The sequence below is a fragment of the Amphritea sp. GJ51-11 genome (genome assembly GCF_055808735.1).
In genome coordinates this window covers 1053548-1074021 of sequence record NZ_CM147881.1, presented here as the reverse complement: position 1 = coordinate 1074021, position 20474 = coordinate 1053548, and the positions used below count along the sequence as shown (strand labels likewise).

The following is a 20474-nucleotide window of genomic DNA, read 5'->3' as shown; positions in this document are numbered from 1 at the left end:
TCATCTTTTTTGAGCTTCGAAACACACTACAAATCTTTTTCATAGACACTCTGCTTAAATATCCAGGCTCTGCAGTTTTTCCAACAGTGCATCACCAATCACCTCTTTACGCCAACCTGACAGGCTGGGCGGGAGGCTGAATTGACCCTGATCTTCCGTTCTAATCAGAGCATCGAGATCGCGTTTCCGCAGCAGAATCTCCGGCGCTATATTAAGCGCCTCGGCTTTGCTACGTGCCATCGCCTTCAACACCTTAAGTGGTTTATTCCACTGATAACTTAAGGGACGTTGAATTGGCGCTGGCGGTTTTTCGGCAGCGGATTGGGCGGCCATTTTAAGATAACCTAAAATAACCTCACCATCCTGCTTCACCTGTTGCATCCTGACCTCAGGCACCCGGGCAAGTTCACGGGCATCTTTAGGCCAACGATTAACAATTTCCAGCAGCGCATGATTTCTCAGCACTCGGTTGCGGGGCACATCCCGCTGCCGGGCGATTCGCTCCCGCCAGGCGGTCAAATCACGCAGGGCAGCCATTTTTTCTGGCGGCAACTTCCAGGCCTGACTAAAGCGCTGGTAATAACACACCCCATCCGGGTCATCATCCGGAACATGATCCAGCAGCAGCGCCGTTTCTTCCTCTGCCCAACGGCTCATGCCTCGTTCGGCTAACTCAGCCATCTGTTGCTGACAAAGCACGGGCAAATAAGCAACATCGAGGGCCGCATAGTGCTCCTGCGATGTGGTTAAAGGACGCTGCAACCAATCGGAGGTTGTCTCGCCCTTTTCCAGCTGCACATCCAGTGCATATTCCACCAAGCGCTGATACCCCATTGAGAACCCCCACCCCAGAAAACCGGCGGCGACCTGAGTATCAAAAATGGGCTGGGGCATCTCGCCTAACATATAGAAGAATAGTTCCAGATCCTCATTGCCAGCATGCACTATTTTAAGCACGCTAGGATCACGAAACAATTGCACCATGGGGGCATAATCTTCGATCTTAAGAGGATCGATCAGATAACAGGCTTGATCATCGGCAATCTGGATTAAACCGGGCACCGGGTAAAAGGTATCTACCCGGATAAACTCCGTATCCAGCGCAATCAACGGCAAAGCCTGCCACTGCTGACAGTAGCGAGCCAATGTTTCATCATCCGTAATCCAGATCGGCTGATCTGCAGCGGCTTCCAGTCGTTGCCAATTGTACGCGTGTGTCATGATTCCCTCAGTTCATCGACCGACGACCGGCCATCGCATGGGCCAAGGTGCCGCCATCAACATATTCAAGTTCGCCCCCCACCGGCACACCATGGGCGATACGAGTCACCCTTATATCAAGATGCTTAATTTGTGCGGCGATAAAGTGCGCGGTCGCCTCACCTTCAACGGTTGGGTTAGTGGCCAAAATCATCTCTTTAACCGCTCCGGATTCGAGACGACTAAATAGCTTATCGAGCCCGAGATCATCCGGCCCTACCCCATCAATCGGTGACAGGTGGCCCATCAGCACAAAATAACCACCGTTAAAGCCGCCGGTCTGTTCAATCGCCAACATATCCACCGGTGATTCTAATACACAGATCTGACTTTCATCCCGACCAGTGTCGGCGCAGATTTCGCACAGTGTATTTTCAGACAGCGTGCGACAACGATCACAATGACCAACCTTATCTACCGCCTGAGTCAGCGCTGAAGATAGAGTATTGGCGCCATCACGGTCCCGCTCCAACAGATGAAATGCCATCCGTTGTGCGGTTTTCGGCCCCACCCCCGGCAATACCCGGAAGGCGTCAATTAATTCCTGAATCATCGGGCTAAACGACATAGTCTAACCGCCTCAGAATGGCATATTAAAGCCGGGAGGCATCGCCATACCACCGGTTACTTTAGCCATCCGCTCCTGAGTTGTGCTCTCAACCTTGCGCACCGCATCATTGATCGCAGCGGCAATCAAATCTTCGAGAATCTCTTTATCTTCGTCCATCAGACTATCATCGATGGCAACGCTACGAACATCATGACGACCATTCATCACAATCTTCACCAGACCCGCGCCCGATTCACCGTTGACCTCAGCCTTAGCGATCTCTTCCTGGGCTTTCTGCATATCAGCCTGCATCTTCTGGGCCTGCTTCATCAGGTTACCCATACCACCTTTCATCATACTCTTCCTCGTCTGTGTTAAAGACCGGCAATCATATTGCCGATAACCAGGTTGTTGTCATCGTATTAATCGATCGGCTGAACCGACTCAATATCGATTCTGGCGCCAAACCGCTCAATCACAGTTTGTACCACCGGATCATTCTGAATAGAGCTCACCGCCTCAGCCAAACGCTCGGCCCGTTTCCGGTCGCGATATTGGCTGGGGGTTTCGCGGCTATAATGGCCAAGGCTGAATTCTACCTCAACCGGGGTATTAAAATAATGACCAATCGATTCGCGAATGCGGCCGATATGGGTTTCGTTCACCAGCGCTTTTTGCTCATGCATATAATGAAAACGCCAACAATCCCCCACCGCTTCCAGTGAGGTATTCGAGGCAATGCTATAAGTCATACCACTGAGCCCAATCAACTCGACTAACAGAACCCACTGATCGGGATTAAATTGCGTAATATCCTGACTGACATTCGCCGCCGGTTCAATCACCGCCTCAGCAGTACCTCTCGCCATCGTCGCTGGCGACTGCATGGTATTGTTGACTACAAGGCTTTGTCGCTCGCCGTTTTGTCGTTCTGCGCGTACCTCTGGCTGGGCTACTGGAGCGAGCGCAACAGACGGCACTTCCGATTGCGGTGGCGCTGCGCTTTGAGCTTCGCGACGTTGCCTGTCTACTTGTTGCCCCGTCACACTGGGCGGCGGCTGATTCGTATGACGCTCACCTGATGTCTTAGCCGATGAAGTATTATCTTCCCAAGGCAGATCAACCGGTGCGTTTTGCGTTACAGCAGCCGACCCCGCAGCCCCCCGCGGTTCAGAATCAGCGTCAGGCTTTTTTCCGGGAAGATCCTCAGAAGGACCTTGGAGATATGACTCATCATAATCCGGAGGTGATGCCTGATGTTGTGGTGGTGCATCCGGATAAGCGTTGGCGGAGATATTAGTGGCCGGCCCAGACGATGCCATTGCGCCATGATTTTGAGTCTCAACCGCTGCCGCGACTGGCTGCGCTGGCTGGGGCACAGCCGATACTGGCTCAGATGCTGGTGCCGCCAGCGCAACGGGTTTGCTGTCGGCATTTGGCTGACTTAACCCTTGATGGCTCACCGATACCGGACGGAACGCCAGCATCCGCATCAGCGTCATCTCCAGTCCTTCACGGGCATCCGGCACAAAGGGTAGGTCTTTGCGTCCCATCAATGCGGTTTGATAGAACAGCTGCACGTCTTCAGCGGTTAATTTACCCGCCAGATCCAGCACCAGTTCTCGATCGCCCAAGCCATTGTCCACCGCATCCGGCACAATCTGCGCCAGTGCGATACGATGCATTAAACTAATCAGGTCGCCCAACACCGCATTGTAATCCGGTGAATAACGGGCCAGTTCGTCCACCGTTGCTAACAAGGCTCGTGCATTATGAGCCGCTAGGTTATCCACCAAGCTATAGACTAATCGCTGATCGATCGTTCCCAGCATCGCCCGCACATCGGCTTCGACAACGGCGCCTGCACCAAAGGCAATCGCCTGATCCGTCAGACTCAGGGCATCACGCATCGATCCATCAGCAGATCGGGCTAACAGCCATAATGCGGGTTCTTCGTAAGGAATCGTTTCCGCCGTCAACACCCGACACAGGTGCTCAACGATCCGCTCAGGGATCATATTTTTCAGATTAAACTGTAAACAACGGGACAGGATAGTAACGGGTAGTTTCTGTGGATCGGTGGTTGCCAGCAAAAACTTAACATGCGGCGGCGGCTCTTCTAAGGTTTTCAGCAGCGCGTTAAATGAGTGTGTGGACAGCATGTGCACCTCATCGATGAGATACACTTTAAAGCGTCCATGAGTCGGCGCGTACTGAACATTTTCCATCAGCTCACGGGTGTCTTCCACCTTGGTGCGCGATGCCGCATCCACTTCGATCAAATCAACAAAGCGACCTTCACTGATTTCACGGCAAGCAGAGCATTCACCACAGGGCGTCGACGAAACACCTTTCTCGCAGTTAAGTGACTTAGCAAAAAGCCGTGCAATCGACGTTTTACCTACACCACGGGTGCCGGTAAACAGATAAGCATGATGCAAACGATCGTCATCCAGCGCATTTACCAGAGCCTTGAGCACATGCTCCTGACCGACCATTTCTTGAAACTTTGCGGGACGCCACTTACGCGCCAGTACCTGATAACTCATCGCTGCAAATCTATATGAGAGGGGTGTTTATTCATGGCTACCAATGCTAACGGGAACCGCCTGATATCGCCAGCGAAACCGGCTATTTAGTGGCAACTAAATTGCGATGACTCATGCACATCGGCTTTTACATGAAAACTGTTCTTCGCTAACTCAGGATTAATGAACTAACTTACATAGACAACAACAATCTTCTCACCGACGAGGATAAGAGGATGGAAAAAGCAAACAGTGCCAACCAATACGCCGTCAGGCGTCACCGACTGATTGAACAAGACGAGATCATTCACTTTCAAGATCAGCACTGCCCTATCCAAGTCCTCACCGAAGAGGCGATCAATTGGGTAACGGTCAGTGATGAGATGATCTCACTGGAAAGCAGTCACTTCAATTCTCACTAACCCGCTACACGAACACCCACCGGAGATGCAAACGCATCTCCGTCTATAGCATCCCGCTGCAAATAAAACATGCGCGACATCCCGCTGCTGATGAAAACTCATATAGTCCATCGTAAAAATAAAAAAGCTGGCGGCATTTCCAGACGCTATAAGTCGTTTCAACACGCTCACCGCGCCCCGACAACAGGACTTTCCATTAACGCCTTTACCCAATTCGACCATAAAAACGTCAAGAATAAGACACATAGCTGGGCTACCCGATGTCGCAGCAGCGTTTAAAAATGACATTTTGGGTACTTTCAGTCTAATCCACAATAAAAGTAAGACTTTTTCCTATAGGCAGACAAAGTGCTTATCTATACCCTCGCATGCACATAGACCATTGATATAAAAAGATTTTATTTTCGCTTAAAGGACTTATCATGCGAACCAAAGGGATTTCTAAACCCGCTTCACTTCTTTTCTCCGCCATTTTACTAAGCGGCTGTAACGCCATCCAGACAAAACAAAAATCCGCTGATTTTGATCAGCAGTTTGAGGCAGGCCAATTTCAAGCCGCTGCTGACACCGCCTTAAGTGCAGGTGAAATAACACCAGACGGTGAATCGAATAGCCTGCTCTGGTCGCTGCAAAGCGGTTCAGCACTCAGCGCCGTGGGTCAATATGAGTTTAGTAACAAGGTCTTCGACTCGGCTGAATTAATGATGAAAGCTGAAGATACTGAGAGTCTTGGCCGAAAAGGGGTGGAAAGAATCTCCGCAGCATTCCTCAATAATAGTGTTAACCGTTACTCCCCCACTGTGTACGACGGTGTCATGACGAATACCTACAAAGCCGTTAATGACATGTTCTTACATGATTTTCAGAATGCCAGGATAGAATTCAACCGCGCTGCAGATCGTCAACGGCGAGCTGAAGAGGCCTTTAAAGAGAAACTGGCAGAGAAACAGAAAGAACTCGCAGAAAAGGAAGCCGAAGCCAAGAAATCGGGCGCTTCTAAAAATAAAAGCAACCCTTTCGATTATCAAAAAAGCAGCGCCCAATCCGAATCAGCTGTTTATGAGCAATACCCCGAGCTAAAAGAGTGGCAAGCCTACCCCGATTATGTAAACCCCTATACTGATTACCTGCATGGCCTCTACTTTATGCTCTCTAGTCAGGACAAATCAGATCTCAGCAAAGCTCGCACCTCAATGCGCAGAGTTGCAGGCATGAGCCCTAATAACCCTGCAGTGAAAACAGACCTGAAAGTAGCGGACAAATTACGCCGAGGACAGTGGAGTAAAAAACGCTTAAACCCCGCCGTTTGGGTTATTTTTGAAAATGGCCTAGCCCCGACCGTCGAAGAAACACTCATCCCTATTCCCCTTTTCCTAGTTAACAACGATATCGATTACGCCCAGATCGCCTTACCAAAACTAAACCACCGGCCTAAAGCCTACCCCTATCTGGAACTTTTCGATGGTAAAAAATCATTAGGTAAAACAGCACAATTAGCCGACATCGATCGCGTTATTCAAACTGAATTTAAAAAAGAGTTTCCACTAAAAGTGACTGAAGCGATCAGCAGTTCGTTAGTCAAAGCATTGATCCAATATCAGGCACAAAAAGAAGGCGGCAGTCTCGGCGGATTAGTCGCAGCAATTTATCAAGCCGCCACCACCCATGCGGATACCCGTAGCTGGAGTGCCTTGCCAAAAGAGGTACAGCTCGCACGGGTCAAAAAGCCCAAAAACAACACCATAAGCATCAATGCTCCTGGCTTCACCGCCCCTATAAACATAGACCTACCTGATAGCCGCTTTACCGTTATCTATGTTAAAGCAACCACGCCAGGCAGTACTCCTGCTTACAAACTTACCAGCTTCGAAGCCTGAGAATAAGGAACCCAATGAAGACATTAATACTGACTGCCTTGCTCCCGTTAATACTCTTAACGGGCTGCCAAACACAGCAGGTCAAATCACCTAATTACCCACAACTCGTCTTTGGCCAAGGAGCAAAAAGCTTTTTAGCCGTCGAATCTGTCGTCGATGGCTATACCTCAGGGCAGTTATTACGGGTCTCTATCCAAGCCTTTAATACCAGTACCCAAGTTAAAACCTTACGCTATAAATTCACTTGGTTTGATGAAAATGGATTTGCAATAGATAGCCTCACGTCACGTTGGGAAGCACTAAAAGCCGGTCCTAAAGAACCGATATCTATCCAGCGTATCGCCACTAGCCCGAAAGCCGTCAGCTATAAAGTATTTTTATCTGATGCTCACGCCGCATCCCCTCAACCTCAAGGAAACAACCAATGAGAACACTATTCTCAGCTCAAAAAACTAAAGTTATTGCTCTGTCAGCATTGGTACTACTCGCCACTGGCTGTACACCAAAAACGCAGATGCTAACGCCTGGTGCGGTAGATGAACCCATCACCATGGGGCTGAGCGGAACAGACTTTGAGCAAGCGTCTGTCGATGCGGTGCAATCTATGCTGTCCTCTGGAGCAGTAGATCGTAACGATGGAAAAAAGAACATCATGGTGGTCTCTTCGATTATTAACGACACCATGCAGCGTATCGACACCGACCAGCTGGTCAAGAAAATTCGTATTGAATTATTAAGAAGCGGCAAGGTAATGACAACAACAGCCATCGGCCTGCACGGCGCTGAGGACGAAATGAACTCGGTCTACAGTGAACTAAGCCAATCAAAAAAAGTTGATCGTAGCAGCGTTGTTAAACAAGCCTTTACCGCACCGAATATGAGTCTTTCAGGCAAGATCATTCAACGTAACAACCGCGTCGATAATGATCGCCAACTGGTTGAGTATTACTTCCAACTATCACTCACAGACCTCAAACATGGCCTAGCTGTATGGGAAGGCGAAACACCGATTCGCAAAATTGGTAGCGCCAAAGGAACCTCTTGGTAAGTAAGGTAAAGGAATACGATGATGAAAATGCTATTCAAACAAACCGCACTAGCACTGGCCATCAGTAGCATAGCGGTCGTAACTCAAGCACAAACAGACTCTAATCAACCAGAAATCGAAACAACAATCCAAGTAGAAACAGCGCATTCAATGGATCAGACTGAAGCAGTTGATCTTGCAGTGGCAGAGGCCGCTAAACTGGCACCGGTCGACTCAGGCATGATGCTGATGGAACAGATCGAAGAGTGGAAACAAGGTGCAGGCGCAGGTTTGGCTCAACGGGCTGAAAATGGCGATATTTTTATGGCGGAAGGAACCTCCTTTGTAAAAGTTACGCCAGATGCGGCTGACTGGGCCGACCATCGACTATTGGCCTATAAAGAAGCGCTGATGAATGCACAAGCACAATTTATCGAGTTTGAAGGGATCAGCTCTCGAGCCGAAACCGTCAGTAAACTCTTTGAAGATAAGAGTCAAATGCCATCATTCTCGCCTGAGGAGCTACAGAGCTCGAACAAGCTCGAAGAGGTGCTTAATAAAGCCGTCGCATTGGCCGGTGGTAAACTGGATGAACAACTTAATGAATTGGGCATAAACCCGGATGAATTTAATGCCGCACCTCCCGCGAAACGTGCCCGCCTATTTGAGAACTCCATCAGCGAACAAATTACAACACGAGCACGTGCTAGCCTGACAGGCTTAGTACCGGTTAAAACCTTTGAAGCCAATGATGCCGAAGGCCGTCATGCGATCGCTGTCATGGTGGTTGCCTCGGATAAGATGCGCCAATTTATTTATGATATGACACAAAGCAAAGGCGACTTAGCCCCTAACCCTAAAAAAGTGGGCGGGCCATCCCTGCGTGAACGCTTCACCGAGAACAAAGCCGCCCTAATTAATGAGTTCGGCATCCGCAAAATATATGATGAAAACGGCTACCCTGTGTTGGTATCTTTTGGTCAAGCAGGAACAGGTTATAACGGTGCCGACTTCAATCGTAAGATGAATGCCCGCAAAGGAGCCTTTTTATACGCAAAAGCAGATGCTTACGCCAACTTTGCTTACCTTTTGAATGCCGTCGGCAATGCTGAATTCAGCACCAGCAAAAAAAGCACGGATGTAACTGAAGGTATCGTGCAAGCCGAAAAAAATGGCGTGCTGACATCTGAAGAAAGCCGCATTGAGATGGTGAAATCAATTAACAATGAAATTTCAGCCCGCGCCAGCATCTCAGATCTAGCAGGCACCCGTCAGCTACTGCGCTGGACGGCTAAACACCCTCAATACGGTAACGAAATCAACGGTGTTATCTATGTCTGGCACCCGGTTTCAGAGCAAAACGCTCGCAATATGCGTAACTTCAAACCCAAACATCAAGCACAGGCTAAGTCTCAGGAGCGCAACAGCAAGGCTCACTCAACCGGCACGAGTCAAAGTCGCGACCTAATGTCGGCCGATGATTTCTAAGGACAGAAGAATGCACTCATCATTACTGAAAACACTACTGGTATTAACCGCTCTGCTCTGGAGTAGTTGCAGCTTCTCCGCTGAACAGGTCGTCGATACTGTTGGTTATGGCAACAATCGCAATCAGGCGATCAGCGATGCCTTAGTACAGGGTCTGCGACAAGCTACCGGTGTCAGCATCGACAGCCGTGAGGTTATGCAAACCTTATCGGGTCATGCCAGTAGCAGCAACAATGAAGGCGAGCAGTTCAGCAACTCGTTCGAGGTCGCTCATCGTGGCGACCTCAGCCTCAAAACCAAGGGACTCATTTCACGCTATGACGTCCATTCGGTAGAGCAGGAAGCGGATGGCAGCTACCGCGCCGATGTTAGTCTGCATGTGCTCAAGTACGACAAACCGGGCCTGCCCACTGATAGCCGCCGTACACTGGCGATAATGCCCTTCCACAGCGATAAGGGTAGCTACTCACTCTTAGGAGACCGCACCTCTGCGACCAAAATTGAATCAGAGCTGCGTAACCGCGCGCTGGATCAGTTTATTCAGTCCCGCAAGATGAACGTGTTAGATCGTGAGTTTGGTGCCGAGTTTCAACAAGAGAAGGCTCTCTGGCTCAGTGATGATGCTGCACTGGCTGAAAAAGCCAAGACCGGTAATGTCCTAGGAGCCGACTACATCGTTGTGGGTAATATTCGCAATGTACGCAGTACTCGGCATACAAAAACCTTGCAGCTAACCGGTGAAACTATCGTCAGCTATAGCGGTAGTGCTCAGTTGGATTACAAAATCATTCTCGCCTCTACCCGCCAAGTAAAATGGTCTGATTCCATCAACCTCAAGTTCAGCGATCGCGACATCCGCGCTATGTTGAAAAAACATGGCTCATCCCAAGCGGGTATCACCGCTGAATTAGCTGAACACTTAGCACAACAAGCCTTGGCGAATATTTACCCTATGCGGGTAGTGGCCGTTAAAGGCAAAACCGTGGTGATCAATCAGGGAGGTAAAACCTTAAAAAAAGGCGATGTGCTGAATGTTTTCTTGCTAGGCGATGAGATGTTTGATCCCTATACCAAGGAATCACTGGGTCAGTTAGAAGAACAGATTGCGACCGTCAAAGTGTTACGGACCACCGCAAAAATCTCCTATGCGACCACTCTCTCAGGAGAACCCGAGCTGATTGAGCCAAACTTTATACTGCGACGTTAGGCCATTGCTATCACCGCTGACGATTAAGCCTTTAAAGCCTAATCGTCAATCGTCTCTGCTTGATTAAGCAGCAGTGTAATTACAGCGCTACTACCCTAAGGGGCGCTGACAATACCTAATATCTTATCTCTGCTGGATACCCACCAAGTGATGTAAGACCAGTCGTTTAACCATATTATTGATCAAGAACCAGACGATCGCATAGCCCCACACGATCAATGCTAATGTCCAACCGATCGGCTCAACAAACCAGCCATAGACGGCAGCGAAAGTCCCCACCACTTGAGTCAACTCGGTGGTGATAAACAGTTTCAAACTTGGGAACGGACGATCCCAGAAATGACCGTCATTACGGGTCAGATAGATAGTCAGATGACCCGCGACTAGTAATTTAAGGAAGATCAGTGTTTGAATTGTCGGACGCGGTAATTCCCAGATTGATTCTGCTATCCAGAACATCCCGAAGCTCGAGATAACACCCAGTGTACCGAGAACGCTCGCCAGAATAAGCACCCTGCGCATATCCCAGCGCACTGGTCGTGGCGCAGGCCGCGCATTGTCATAGGCAATCATCATGATGGGGAAATCATTCAGCAGCGCCAGCAACACTATCATTGCCGCCGTGACCGGATAGAAATCAAACACCAGAATAGATAGCGTCATAAACAACAGCACGCGAACGGTTTCACTGATACGGAAAATAGCGTAGGCCGTCATACGCTCGAAGATACGGCGTGCCTCTTCCACCGCGTGACGAATAACCCCCAGCCCCGGCTCAGTTAACACCAGATCCGCTGCCGCTCGTGCCGCATCGGTTGCCCCACTGACCGCAATCCCCACATCCGCCTGACGTAATGCCGGAGCGTCGTTCACACCATCCCCAGTCATACCCACCAGATGATCACTGGATTGCAGTGTTTCGACAATCTCGAACTTATGTTCAGGAAAAACCTGGGCGTAGCCATCCCGCTCAAGAATCTCGCTGGCGGTCATTTTATGTTCTTTGGCAAACGCTTTATCGGCGGTGATAAAGTTAGATCCAATCCCCAATTGTCCAGCGATCTGTCGAGCAATAGCGATATGATCACCGGTCACCATTTTAACCGACACACCCAACTTCGTTAGCGCAGAAACCGTCTCCGCACTGTCTTCACGCGGTGGATCGTACAATGGCAGCAAACCCAATACTTCAGCAGGCTGATCACCGATACGTTCAGCCACCGCCAAGGCACGATAACCACCCGCCGCTAAAGTATCAATCTGCACCTCAACCGCCGCCTGTGTTTCTGACGAGGCGTTAGCCCAGGCTAAAATTGACTGCGGCGCCCCCTTAGCGATATACCGCGCTTGGCCATCCAGCGTCACTTCCACTTCGGCGATTTTACTGACCGGATCGAAGGGTGTGAACTTATCAATCTGTGCCCTTGCTAGGTTATCAACCCCTTTAACCGCAGCCAAAATTGAAGTATCGATCGGGTCATTACTTTCCGGCTCGCACGCCAGCGCAGCGGCAAACAGTACCTGTTCAGTATCCTTTGCCTCGATTAATGCGGGAGTACCCACCACCAATCGGTTTTGCGTCAAAGTGCCGGTTTTATCCGAGCAGAGCACATCAATCCCAGCCAACTCTTCAATCGCGGCAAGGTGTGACACGATCGAGCCCAGACGACTCAGCGTCATCGCCCCCACCGCCAGTGTCACCGACAGTACTGCGGGCAATGCCACGGGGATCGCTGCAATGGTTAAGATCAGGGCAAACTGCATTGTTTCCAGGAGTGGATCCCCCCGCAACCAACCGTAAGCTAAAATAATTGCCACCAGCACCAAGGTGGCAACAATCAAGGCATTACCAATTTTCAACACCGCTTGCTGAAAATGCGATGGCGCACCAGCCCGTTCGACCAGCGCGGCGGTCTTACCAAAATAGGTGTGCATCCCGGTCGCGGTTACGACTGCGGTCATCTCGCCAACCCGCACAATTGAGCCTGAATAGGCTGGATCAGATGCACTCTTTTCAACGGGAAGTGATTCACCGGTTAATGCGGACTGATCAATTGAAAGGCCTGATCCCTTCAATAGTTCAACATCGGCTGGCACTACATCACCCAGTTTCAAATGGATCAAATCCCCCGCAACCAGCTCTCGGGCAGACAGGTCCTGCCATCTGCCATCACGCAATGCCCGCGCCCGCGTGGCGAGTTTTTTCTTCAGTAATTCAACCGCATTATCGGCCTTACGTTCCTGCCAAAAAGCCACCCCAGCGTTAACCGCCAGCATGGTCAGGATGATAAGGAAGTCAGGCCAGTCCCGCGCTAACGCCGACAACACCGCCGCCGCTTCAATCATCCAAGGGATTGGCCCCCAGAAATAGGAGAGAATCTTTTTCAGCGGCCCCTCCCGCTGTTCAACGATTTCATTAGCCCCTTGCTCAGACAGCCGACGCGCAGCCTCTTCAGAGGATAGCCCGCCATCGCGTTGTTCGGGGGCTGGGCCGGTATTCGCATCATTAAGCATCATAGTTCCCCTCAATCCTGCATAACATAGGTTCCAGGTGCGTCACAGATAGGCTTCAGCCCACGTTGAGTGGCGTCAGATGGCACGGCCGTTTGATCGCCCGAACGTTGTTTTAACCAGCCAGCAAACTCAGGCCACCATGAACCCTCTTGGGCATCATTGTCAGCAAACCAAGTATCAGGGTCCTGATAGCGGTCATCATGTTTCTGAGTGGCGATACGATAATGCCGCCGGGGATGGCCGATCTCAGAGACAATCCCGGCATTGTGACCACCACTGGTTAACAGGAAGGTGACTTCGGTATCAGCCAGTAGGTTAAGTTTATAAACCGAACGCCAAGGCGCGACATGGTCTCGCTCCGTGCCCACCATAAAAATAGGCGCGCGAATATCTGACACAACAATTGCCCGACCATCCACGGTATAGCGACCTTCGGCCAGCATATTGTTAAGAAATAGCTGACGCAGATACTGTGAATGCATTTTGTAAGGCATACGCGTTGCATCACTGTTCCAAGCCATCAGATCATTCATTTTGGCTCGCTCACCCATCAGATAATCGTGCACCATACGGGACCAGATCAAATCGTTAGAACGCAACAACTGGAAAGCACCCGACATCTGTTTGGTATCGAGATAGCCTTTTTCCCACATCATATCTTCGAGGAAAGTCACCTGGCTCTCATTGATAAACAGCATCAACTCTCCGGCTTCGGTGAAATCGGTTTGGGCGGCAAACAATGACAGAGTTTTTAAGCGTTCATCACCGTCACGCGCCATCGCTGCAGCAGCAATAGACAATAAGGTGCCGCCCAAGCAATAACCAACCCCGTGCACTTGCTGCCCACCCGTAATAGTCTCGATAGTATCGAGTGCATCCATAATACCGAGGGTACGATAGTCATCCATACCCAAATCACGATCTCCCACATCAGGGTTCTTCCATGACACCATGAAGACAGTAAAGCCCTGTTCGGTGAGGTATTTAACCAGTGAATTTTCCGGTGATAGATCAAGAATGTAATACTTCATGATCCAAGCAGGGACGATGAGGATAGGCTCAGGATGAACCGTTTCAGTGACCGGGTCATACTGAATCAACTCGATCAAGCGATTGCGATACACCACCTTGCCGGGGGACACCCCTAGATTTTTACCGACCTGAAAGGCTTCAGTACCGACCGGTTTTTGACCTTTAATTGCGCGCTCAAAGTCATCAATAAAGTTTTTCATGCCGCGCTGTAAATTCAAGCCCCCCTCTCTTTCAGTTTGCTCAAGCAGCTCAGGATTGGTCAGCAGGTAGTTCGATGGCGACAGCACATCCAACATCTGGCGTGCAGCGAACTCAACCACATTTTCATGCTGTTGCGTTACCCCGCGTACACCCGTGGTGGCGTTGTACCACCATTGTTGGTTAAGTAGGAAAGATTGATATAACACATTATATGGCCACTTCTGCCAAGCCTCGCCTCTAAAACGTTTATCCTGAGGCAAAGGTTCGATACAAGGCATCGACGTATCTTGGGCAATACCGGTGGCACAAAAGCTCGCGTAATTAGCCAGATTGAGTGCTTTCTTAATCGCTTTCTCAAGAAGCTGAGCCTGTTTCCCGGGGGCAGTCGCAAGATGTACTGCCCAATCGGCATAAGCGCCGGCTAACCCACCCGGCGACAATCCCCCAGTAACGCGCGCCATGGTGGCATTAACCGTCCTATCCATTGTTTCCTGCAGTGAAACCGGCGTCGAGGTATCTCGCTCAAACAGATGGGTTAGGTACTCAGCCACGCTCGCCGGCAACTTGAGCGTTTGCACCCCATAAGATGGGTCAGCAGCACTTGCCTGTGGTTTAACTGGGGACGGTAATGTTTTTGTTTCATGCACATCAACTGAATCAGCTTGATTATTATCTGCATGTTCTAAGGGTTGCGATTCCATCCTAAATCCCTCTCATATTAATGATATGAACTACTCTCTTTAATACTTAGAGTATAGCCTAAATGCTGCAGCGCAGTATTGATCCAAACTGGCTTTATAGAAGATTCTATTGCTTATTAAAAACAATTTTTTGTGCACAGCAGCATGAGATGATCAATACGCTGATATCAACCTGACAGAGCAAAGCTCTAACCATCCGTTAAAGCTATACTGGACGACAGAGATCGATAATCTATGGACGCTTGAGCAAGCAGCCTAGCTTGCTCAAACGATTTAATGACTGACGGCAATTGATCGTCTGAATAAACCAAGGCTGGCACTGAAGAACACCACCCCTAGCCCTAGAATATTCAACAATTCAGGCCAGACGATACTGAGATCCGCCCCGCGGAAAACCACCGCCTGAGCAAATGACATATAGTGTCGCGATGGCAGAAACCAAGTAAGCGGTTGAATAATCTCAGGCTGACTCTCAATCGGCGTTAAGCCACCGGACAGCATGATAATCGGCACGATCGCCATGATCATCAACAGCGCAAACTGCGCCATGGTGCGGGCGATGGTACCCAAAAAGATCCCAATGGCCGCCGCCGCAAACAAATACAGCGTCGTCCCCACCAACAGCAACAAGCGCGAGCCACTGATCGGCACATCAAGAATCACTTCCACCACAAACCACATCGCCAAGGCAAAGGCGACCAGAATAATCAACCCATTAGCCCAGACTTTCGACATCACAATTTGAAAGGAACTCAGCGGCATAACCAACAGGTGTTCAATCGTACCGTGCTCCCGTTCCCGCAGCAGCGCGGCTCCGGTGAGAATAATGGTAATCATCGAAATCTGATTAATCAGCGCATTAATCGCCCCAAACCACATCCCCGTGCCGTTTGGGTTAAAAGCGCGCCGCTGAACCAGTGTCACGGCATAATCGCTGGTTTCGTCCGAACGATTGATAAAGTGGTTAACCTCATCAACCACGATATTTTGAATATAACTGTTGCCAAGGCTGGCCTGAGTAACGGCAGTCGCATCAATATTGATCTGTACGCTTGGCTGGCGACCACGGCGTATATCCTCTTCAAAGTTTGGCGGAATCTCCAGCACAAACATATAGCGATCTAAATCCATCCCCTCATCCAGCTCGGCAGGCGAGATCTGCTCTGGGGTCTTAAAATAGGGCGGATAAAGCGCATTCGCGATGGCCCGTGAGAGCGCCGAATGATCCTCATCGACAATCGCAATCGACGCGTTATTGACCGATTCACTGGTCGCGGTGGCTTGGGAGTAGATTGCCAGGCTGAACGAATAAATAATCAGCACCACCATCACCACATCGCTAAAGACGCTACGCAGCTCCTTAGTGCCAAGCCAGAAGATATTGATCCAAGTTCGCATCACTCAGACCTCCTGCTTTTTCAGAAATGCCGCTGCGATAACCACTAAAATGGGGCCGAACAGGGACAGCACCATGATATCCCCCATCAATTCGGTAAAGCTCAAGCCTTTGGTAAAGGCGGCAACACTGAGATGCATATAATAGGTCGCTGGCCATAAAACACCGATAAGATAACCGCCCCCCTCCATGGTTGAGGTGGGCTGTACCAAGCCGGAAAAGTTAATGGTCGGCATGATTAACAGAATCGCAGTCGCAAACACGGCGGCAACCTGAGATTTAGTGATCGTTGATACCAACAAACCAAAACTGGTTGAGGTAAAAACATACAGCAACGCACCGAGGGTTAAACCCGCCAAACTCCCCTTCAAAGGCACATCGAGCAAAAAGACCACCAGCAAGGTCAAAATCACGAAATTGACCATACCGATTGCGATATAGGGCAGCTGTTTACCAATCAAAAACTCAAACCGGTTGGTCGGGGTCACATAGAAATTGGTAATCGTGCCGATCTCTTTTTCCCGCGCCAGACTCACCGCCATCAGGATCGCCGGAAATAACAACAGCAGCATCGCCGGTGTTTTCGGGCCGATCGAATACATGGTTTCGAAGGTCGGGTTGTAACGATAGCGAGATTCCTGTGACACCTTGCTCATGGTGCTGGCATCGATGCCGACATTGGTCGCCAGTTGGGTCAGGTAGTGAACATGGGCGCCGTTAACATAACCGGCAATCGTATTCGCCCGGGTGGTGTTAGCGCCATCGATCCATGCCGAAATACTGGGGTTCTCCCCCTTTTTCAACTGCCGACCAAAGCCCGACGGTATCTCAATCGCAAGGGTGATATCGTTCGATCTCAAGCGTCGCTCAAGTTCCTCTTTACTCTGTAACGCAGGCTGTTCACTAAAATAGCGAGAACCTTCAAAATTACTTAAATATTCGCGACTCTCGGGGGTACGATCGTTATCTAGCGCCGCATAGGTGAGGTTTTCAACATCCAATGAGATCCCGTAGGCGATCACGATCAGCAGCATCGAACTGCCGAGAAAAGCAAATGCCATCCGTACCGGATCACGCATGACCTCCATGATTTCACGATAGCTGTAAGCCAGCAGTCGATTAAGACTGAAGCCATGCAGTTGCTCAGTTGTAGCTTGAGGAGCTAGCGCTTCGATGTCTTCTTCAGCACCCGCTGTCAACGTTGTTGTGATGGCCGTTTGATCGGCCTGCACCGCAACATTCGACTCCTTCTCAGCAATAGCATCTTCAAGGTAGCTAATAAACGCATCTTCCAATGAGGCAGCACCCTTGGCTTCCACCAGATGTTGCGGCTCGTCATAGACTAGCACTTGGCCGGCATGCATCAGAGAGATCCGGTCGCAGCGCAGCGCTTCGTTCATAAAGTGAGTCGAGATAAAGATTGTCACCTTATCTTTCCGAGATAGCTCAACCAATAGCTCCCAGAAGCCATCTCGGGCAACGGGATCGACACCGGATGTTGGTTCATCAAGAATCAGCATTTCCGGCTCATGAATCACCGCCACCGCCAATGAAAGTCGCTGACGCATCCCCAAGGGCAATGATGAGGCCAAGGCATCCATATGCTCACCTAGGCTAAAACGCTTAACGAGGGCAGCAATACGGTCGCTGGCTTTTTCCGGCGGCAAATGAAACAGCCGAGCATGCAAGGTTAGGTTTTGCGCAACCGTCAGCTCGCCATAGAGGGAAAAAGCCTGGGTCATAAAGCCAACCCGCTTCCGCGTTTCTAAATCACTGGCATTGACCGGCTTGCCGAACAGAAACGCCTCACCCTCGGATACTGGTAACAATCCGGTCAACATCTTCATGGTGGTGGTTTTGCCGCAGCCGTTTGAACCGAGGAAACCAAAGATCTCGCCGGCTTGAATCTCAAAGCTAACGTTATCCACCGCGGTAAAGCTACCGAAGCGACGGGTTAAGCCTTTTGCGACAATCGCCGGGGTAGCTGCACTTTTTTCCAGCGGTGGGATGACCAGTTCAGTCATATCGCCGCGTTTGTCTTCCGGCAAAAGCCGCACAAAAGCGGTTTCTAAATCATCAGCACCTGTACGTTCCTTAAGTTCTGCTGGTGTACCAGTATCGAGCACTCGCCCAGCATCCATCGCAACCAGCCAGTCAAAGCCTTCAGCTTCATCCATATAGGCGGTAGACACCAACACACTCATACTTGGCCGTTCTTGACGAATCGTCGCGATCAGTTGCCAAAACTGCCGCCGAGACAGTGGATCAACACCGGTGGTTGGCTCATCTAAAATCAACAGGTCAGGGTCATGAATCAATGAGCAACAAAGCCCCAACTTCTGTTTCATGCCCCCCGATAAATTGCCCGCTTGGCGTGACAGAAACGGATCAAGCCCCGTCGCTTGAGTTAACCTAGCGATACGAACCTTGCGTTCAGCCGGCCCTTGGCCAAATAGCTTGCCAAAGAAATCAAGGTTTTCCTCAACACTGAGTTCGGCATAAAGGTTCTTGCCAAGCCCTTGGGGCATATAGGCAATCCCAGGACCAACCAGATTACGATGTGCAGCCAATGCCATATCACCGCCGAGCACCTCAAGATGACCTTGCTGCAGTTTGCGCGCGCCAGAAATAAGCCCCATCAGGGTCGATTTGCCAACACCATCCGGCCCTAGCAGCCCCACCATCAAGCCTGCGGGAATATCCAGAGTAATATCATCGACAGCGGCGACCTGTTTATAGGTGTGCGTAACACCTTGAAGCCGGGCGATCGGGCGATCTTGTTGAGCCATTATTGGCACCCGTTAGTTATTGCTAGTGGCTGGATTGACCATCGGGGGCAGCTTCTGAAGAAATTCGGGCCATTCTGAAGACTGTTCACCCGATAGCGGAGCAAGACGAATATACGCCACCCCACGTACGCCGGTTTTAACACGATCGATATAGGCCTGTACTAAGGCTTCTGGCACCCGAACCTTGACCCGGAACATCAGTTTTTCCCGCTCGCTTGCGGTTTCGACCTCTTTCGGAGTGAATTGTGATTCCGGTGACACGAAGCTAACAGTGGCGGGAATAGCCACATCGAGAATATCCAGCTTAACCCGAGCCTCGGCACCGATAGAAACACGATATGCTTGGGATGAGGGTAAAAAAGTTTCCATATAGACATCGGCTAGATTTACCAGTGTTAGCACCTTACCGCCGCTGCCCAACACTTCACCGGGCTCCGCAAGACGATATAGCACTCGGCCAATACTCGGAGCAACCAGTGTTGCATCGTCAATCTGTGTTTGAATGCCTTGAGCATCCGCCCGCGCAGCATCCACATTGCGTTGTTGCGAAACCAAGGTTGCCTCAGCCGCTTTAAGGTTAGCCTTCGCCACAGCCACCGCACTCACGTTGGTATCATATGATTCCTGACTAGCGTGGCCTCTTTTCAGTAATTCCCGTGCGCGGGCGAGTTCTTGTTGCGCTAACACCAGCCTAGCCTTAGCCTGAGCAATCGACGCTTCAGCGGCTGCCACCTGACTTTCAGCACTAGCGATCTGAGCATCCGCCCGTAATCGCTGCGCACGTAACTGTGCGGTATCGATCATGGCAACCGTTTGCCCTGGCTGGACTAGATCACCCTCTTGTGCCGATATAGACTCTACACGACCCGCAATCTTTGTTGAGATATCCATTTGCACCGCTTCAATGCGTCCATTACCCGAAGCGATATCCGCCGGTAAGCCAGGCGCTTGAAAGTACTGCCACAGCAGCCAGCTTGCAGCAACGGCCAGTATTAAACACACACCGATTATGACTCGCTTCACGTTATTCTCCATTATCCAAACATCGCCAACTGATTATCGTTGAACCTGCTGTCCATCAACCTAGCAGCCATCGCCATGATTCAATCGCCCACCAGCCATATTTAAACCATACAAAGGGGCGTATAAATCTATCCCAACTAGCATTCAAACATACATAACACACCGTCTGAGATGCTGTTATGCGAGCTAATACCCGCCTCTGTTAACTCATATGAATAGAATATCAACAATCTAAGGGGGATTTCATCGACCTCAATCAACCATGGGCCCAGTAAACGCTAAACCACTGCCCCATATCGGTGATAACGGTAAGTTGTGACAGAAATTTAAATTAGCATACTCTAAATTAGCATTCAAACCATACTAATAAGCGATTCATAGCAAAAGATTCACCTAGCAGACAACCATGACCCAGTGAAACTCGCTAATTAAAGGATTAGTGAAAGGGTTAGCCGAAAA

The 20474-nt window shown here is 50.1% G+C and carries 15 protein-coding genes; 6 read left to right on the top strand and 9 right to left on the bottom strand.

All coding sequences use genetic code 11. From position 1 onward, the window contains the following. Window positions 1–54: 54 nt before the first annotated feature. From rnd to dnaX, 4 genes are all read right to left on the bottom strand, one after another. On the bottom strand, window positions 55–1221 hold the full coding sequence (rnd, locus tag AC0L4K_RS04630) for a ribonuclease D (RefSeq protein ID WP_417226059.1): 1167 nt from the start codon (window positions 1219–1221) through the stop codon (window positions 55–57). A gap of 7 nt (window positions 1222–1228) precedes the next feature. Beyond that, the gene (gene recR / locus AC0L4K_RS04625) at window positions 1229–1828 is read right to left on the bottom strand and encodes a recombination mediator RecR (protein WP_473268380.1); all 600 of its coding nucleotides are present in this window, start codon (window positions 1826–1828) and stop codon (window positions 1229–1231) included. A 12-nt stretch (window positions 1829–1840) separates the two neighbouring features. After that, on the bottom strand, window positions 1841–2167 hold the full coding sequence (locus AC0L4K_RS04620) for a YbaB/EbfC family nucleoid-associated protein (RefSeq protein WP_473268379.1): 327 nt from the start codon (window positions 2165–2167) through the stop codon (window positions 1841–1843). Window positions 2168–2232: 65 nt separating this feature from the next. Next, window positions 2233–4359 carry a DNA polymerase III subunit gamma/tau gene (dnaX, locus tag AC0L4K_RS04615; protein ID WP_473268378.1) on the bottom strand — a complete coding sequence of 709 codons (2127 nt, stop codon included), beginning with the start codon at window positions 4357–4359 and terminating at the stop codon, window positions 2233–2235. Between the two features lie 215 nt (window positions 4360–4574). Between dnaX and AC0L4K_RS04610 the strand changes: the two genes are divergently transcribed. The 6 genes from AC0L4K_RS04610 to AC0L4K_RS04585 all read left to right on the top strand — a co-directional run bounded on the left by AC0L4K_RS04610 (window position 4575) and on the right by AC0L4K_RS04585 (window position 10359). Further along, complete coding sequence (locus tag AC0L4K_RS04610; RefSeq protein ID WP_417226067.1) at window positions 4575–4760, top strand: hypothetical protein; 186 nt, start codon at window positions 4575–4577, stop codon at window positions 4758–4760. Between the two features lie 422 nt (window positions 4761–5182). Next, entirely contained in the window at window positions 5183–6637 is a 1455-nt protein-coding gene (locus AC0L4K_RS04605) for a COG3014 family protein (protein WP_417226069.1), read from the top strand. 14 nt (window positions 6638–6651) lie between these two features. After that, window positions 6652–7065, top strand: coding sequence for a YcfL family putative periplasmic lipoprotein (locus AC0L4K_RS04600; RefSeq protein WP_473268377.1), 414 nt, complete (start codon window positions 6652–6654; stop codon window positions 7063–7065). Continuing rightward, window positions 7062–7685 (top strand): penicillin-binding protein activator LpoB, encoded by a 624-nt coding sequence (lpoB, locus tag AC0L4K_RS04595; protein ID WP_417226073.1) that lies wholly within the window; start codon window positions 7062–7064, stop codon window positions 7683–7685. Before AC0L4K_RS04600 ends, lpoB begins: the two co-directional genes overlap by 4 nt. 18 nt (window positions 7686–7703) lie before the next feature. Next, window positions 7704–9152, top strand: a complete 1449-nt coding sequence (locus AC0L4K_RS04590; RefSeq protein WP_473268376.1) for a DUF6844 domain-containing protein — start codon at window positions 7704–7706, stop codon at window positions 9150–9152. A gap of 10 nt (window positions 9153–9162) precedes the next feature. Next, window positions 9163–10359: a hypothetical protein gene (locus AC0L4K_RS04585; protein WP_473268375.1), complete on the top strand. Its 1197-nt coding sequence runs from the start codon at window positions 9163–9165 to the stop codon at window positions 10357–10359. Between the two features lie 123 nt (window positions 10360–10482). Here AC0L4K_RS04585 and AC0L4K_RS04580 read toward each other — a convergent pair whose 3' ends face one another. The 5 genes from AC0L4K_RS04580 to AC0L4K_RS04560 form a co-directional block, all read right to left on the bottom strand. Next, window positions 10483–12876, bottom strand: coding sequence for a plasma-membrane proton-efflux P-type ATPase (locus AC0L4K_RS04580; protein WP_473268374.1), 2394 nt, complete (start codon window positions 12874–12876; stop codon window positions 10483–10485). A gap of 8 nt (window positions 12877–12884) precedes the next feature. Further along, complete coding sequence (locus tag AC0L4K_RS04575) at window positions 12885–14807, bottom strand: PHA/PHB synthase family protein (protein ID WP_473268373.1); 1923 nt, start codon at window positions 14805–14807, stop codon at window positions 12885–12887. A 273-nt stretch (window positions 14808–15080) separates the two neighbouring features. After that, complete coding sequence (locus AC0L4K_RS04570) at window positions 15081–16205, bottom strand: ABC transporter permease (RefSeq protein WP_417226208.1); 1125 nt, start codon at window positions 16203–16205, stop codon at window positions 15081–15083. 3 nt (window positions 16206–16208) lie between these two features. Further along, window positions 16209–18992, bottom strand: a complete 2784-nt coding sequence (gene rbbA / locus AC0L4K_RS04565; RefSeq protein ID WP_473268372.1) for a ribosome-associated ATPase/putative transporter RbbA — start codon at window positions 18990–18992, stop codon at window positions 16209–16211. A 12-nt stretch (window positions 18993–19004) separates the two neighbouring features. Further along, window positions 19005–20015, bottom strand: coding sequence for an HlyD family secretion protein (locus tag AC0L4K_RS04560; RefSeq protein ID WP_417226083.1), 1011 nt, complete (start codon window positions 20013–20015; stop codon window positions 19005–19007). Window positions 20016–20474 lie beyond the last annotated feature (459 nt).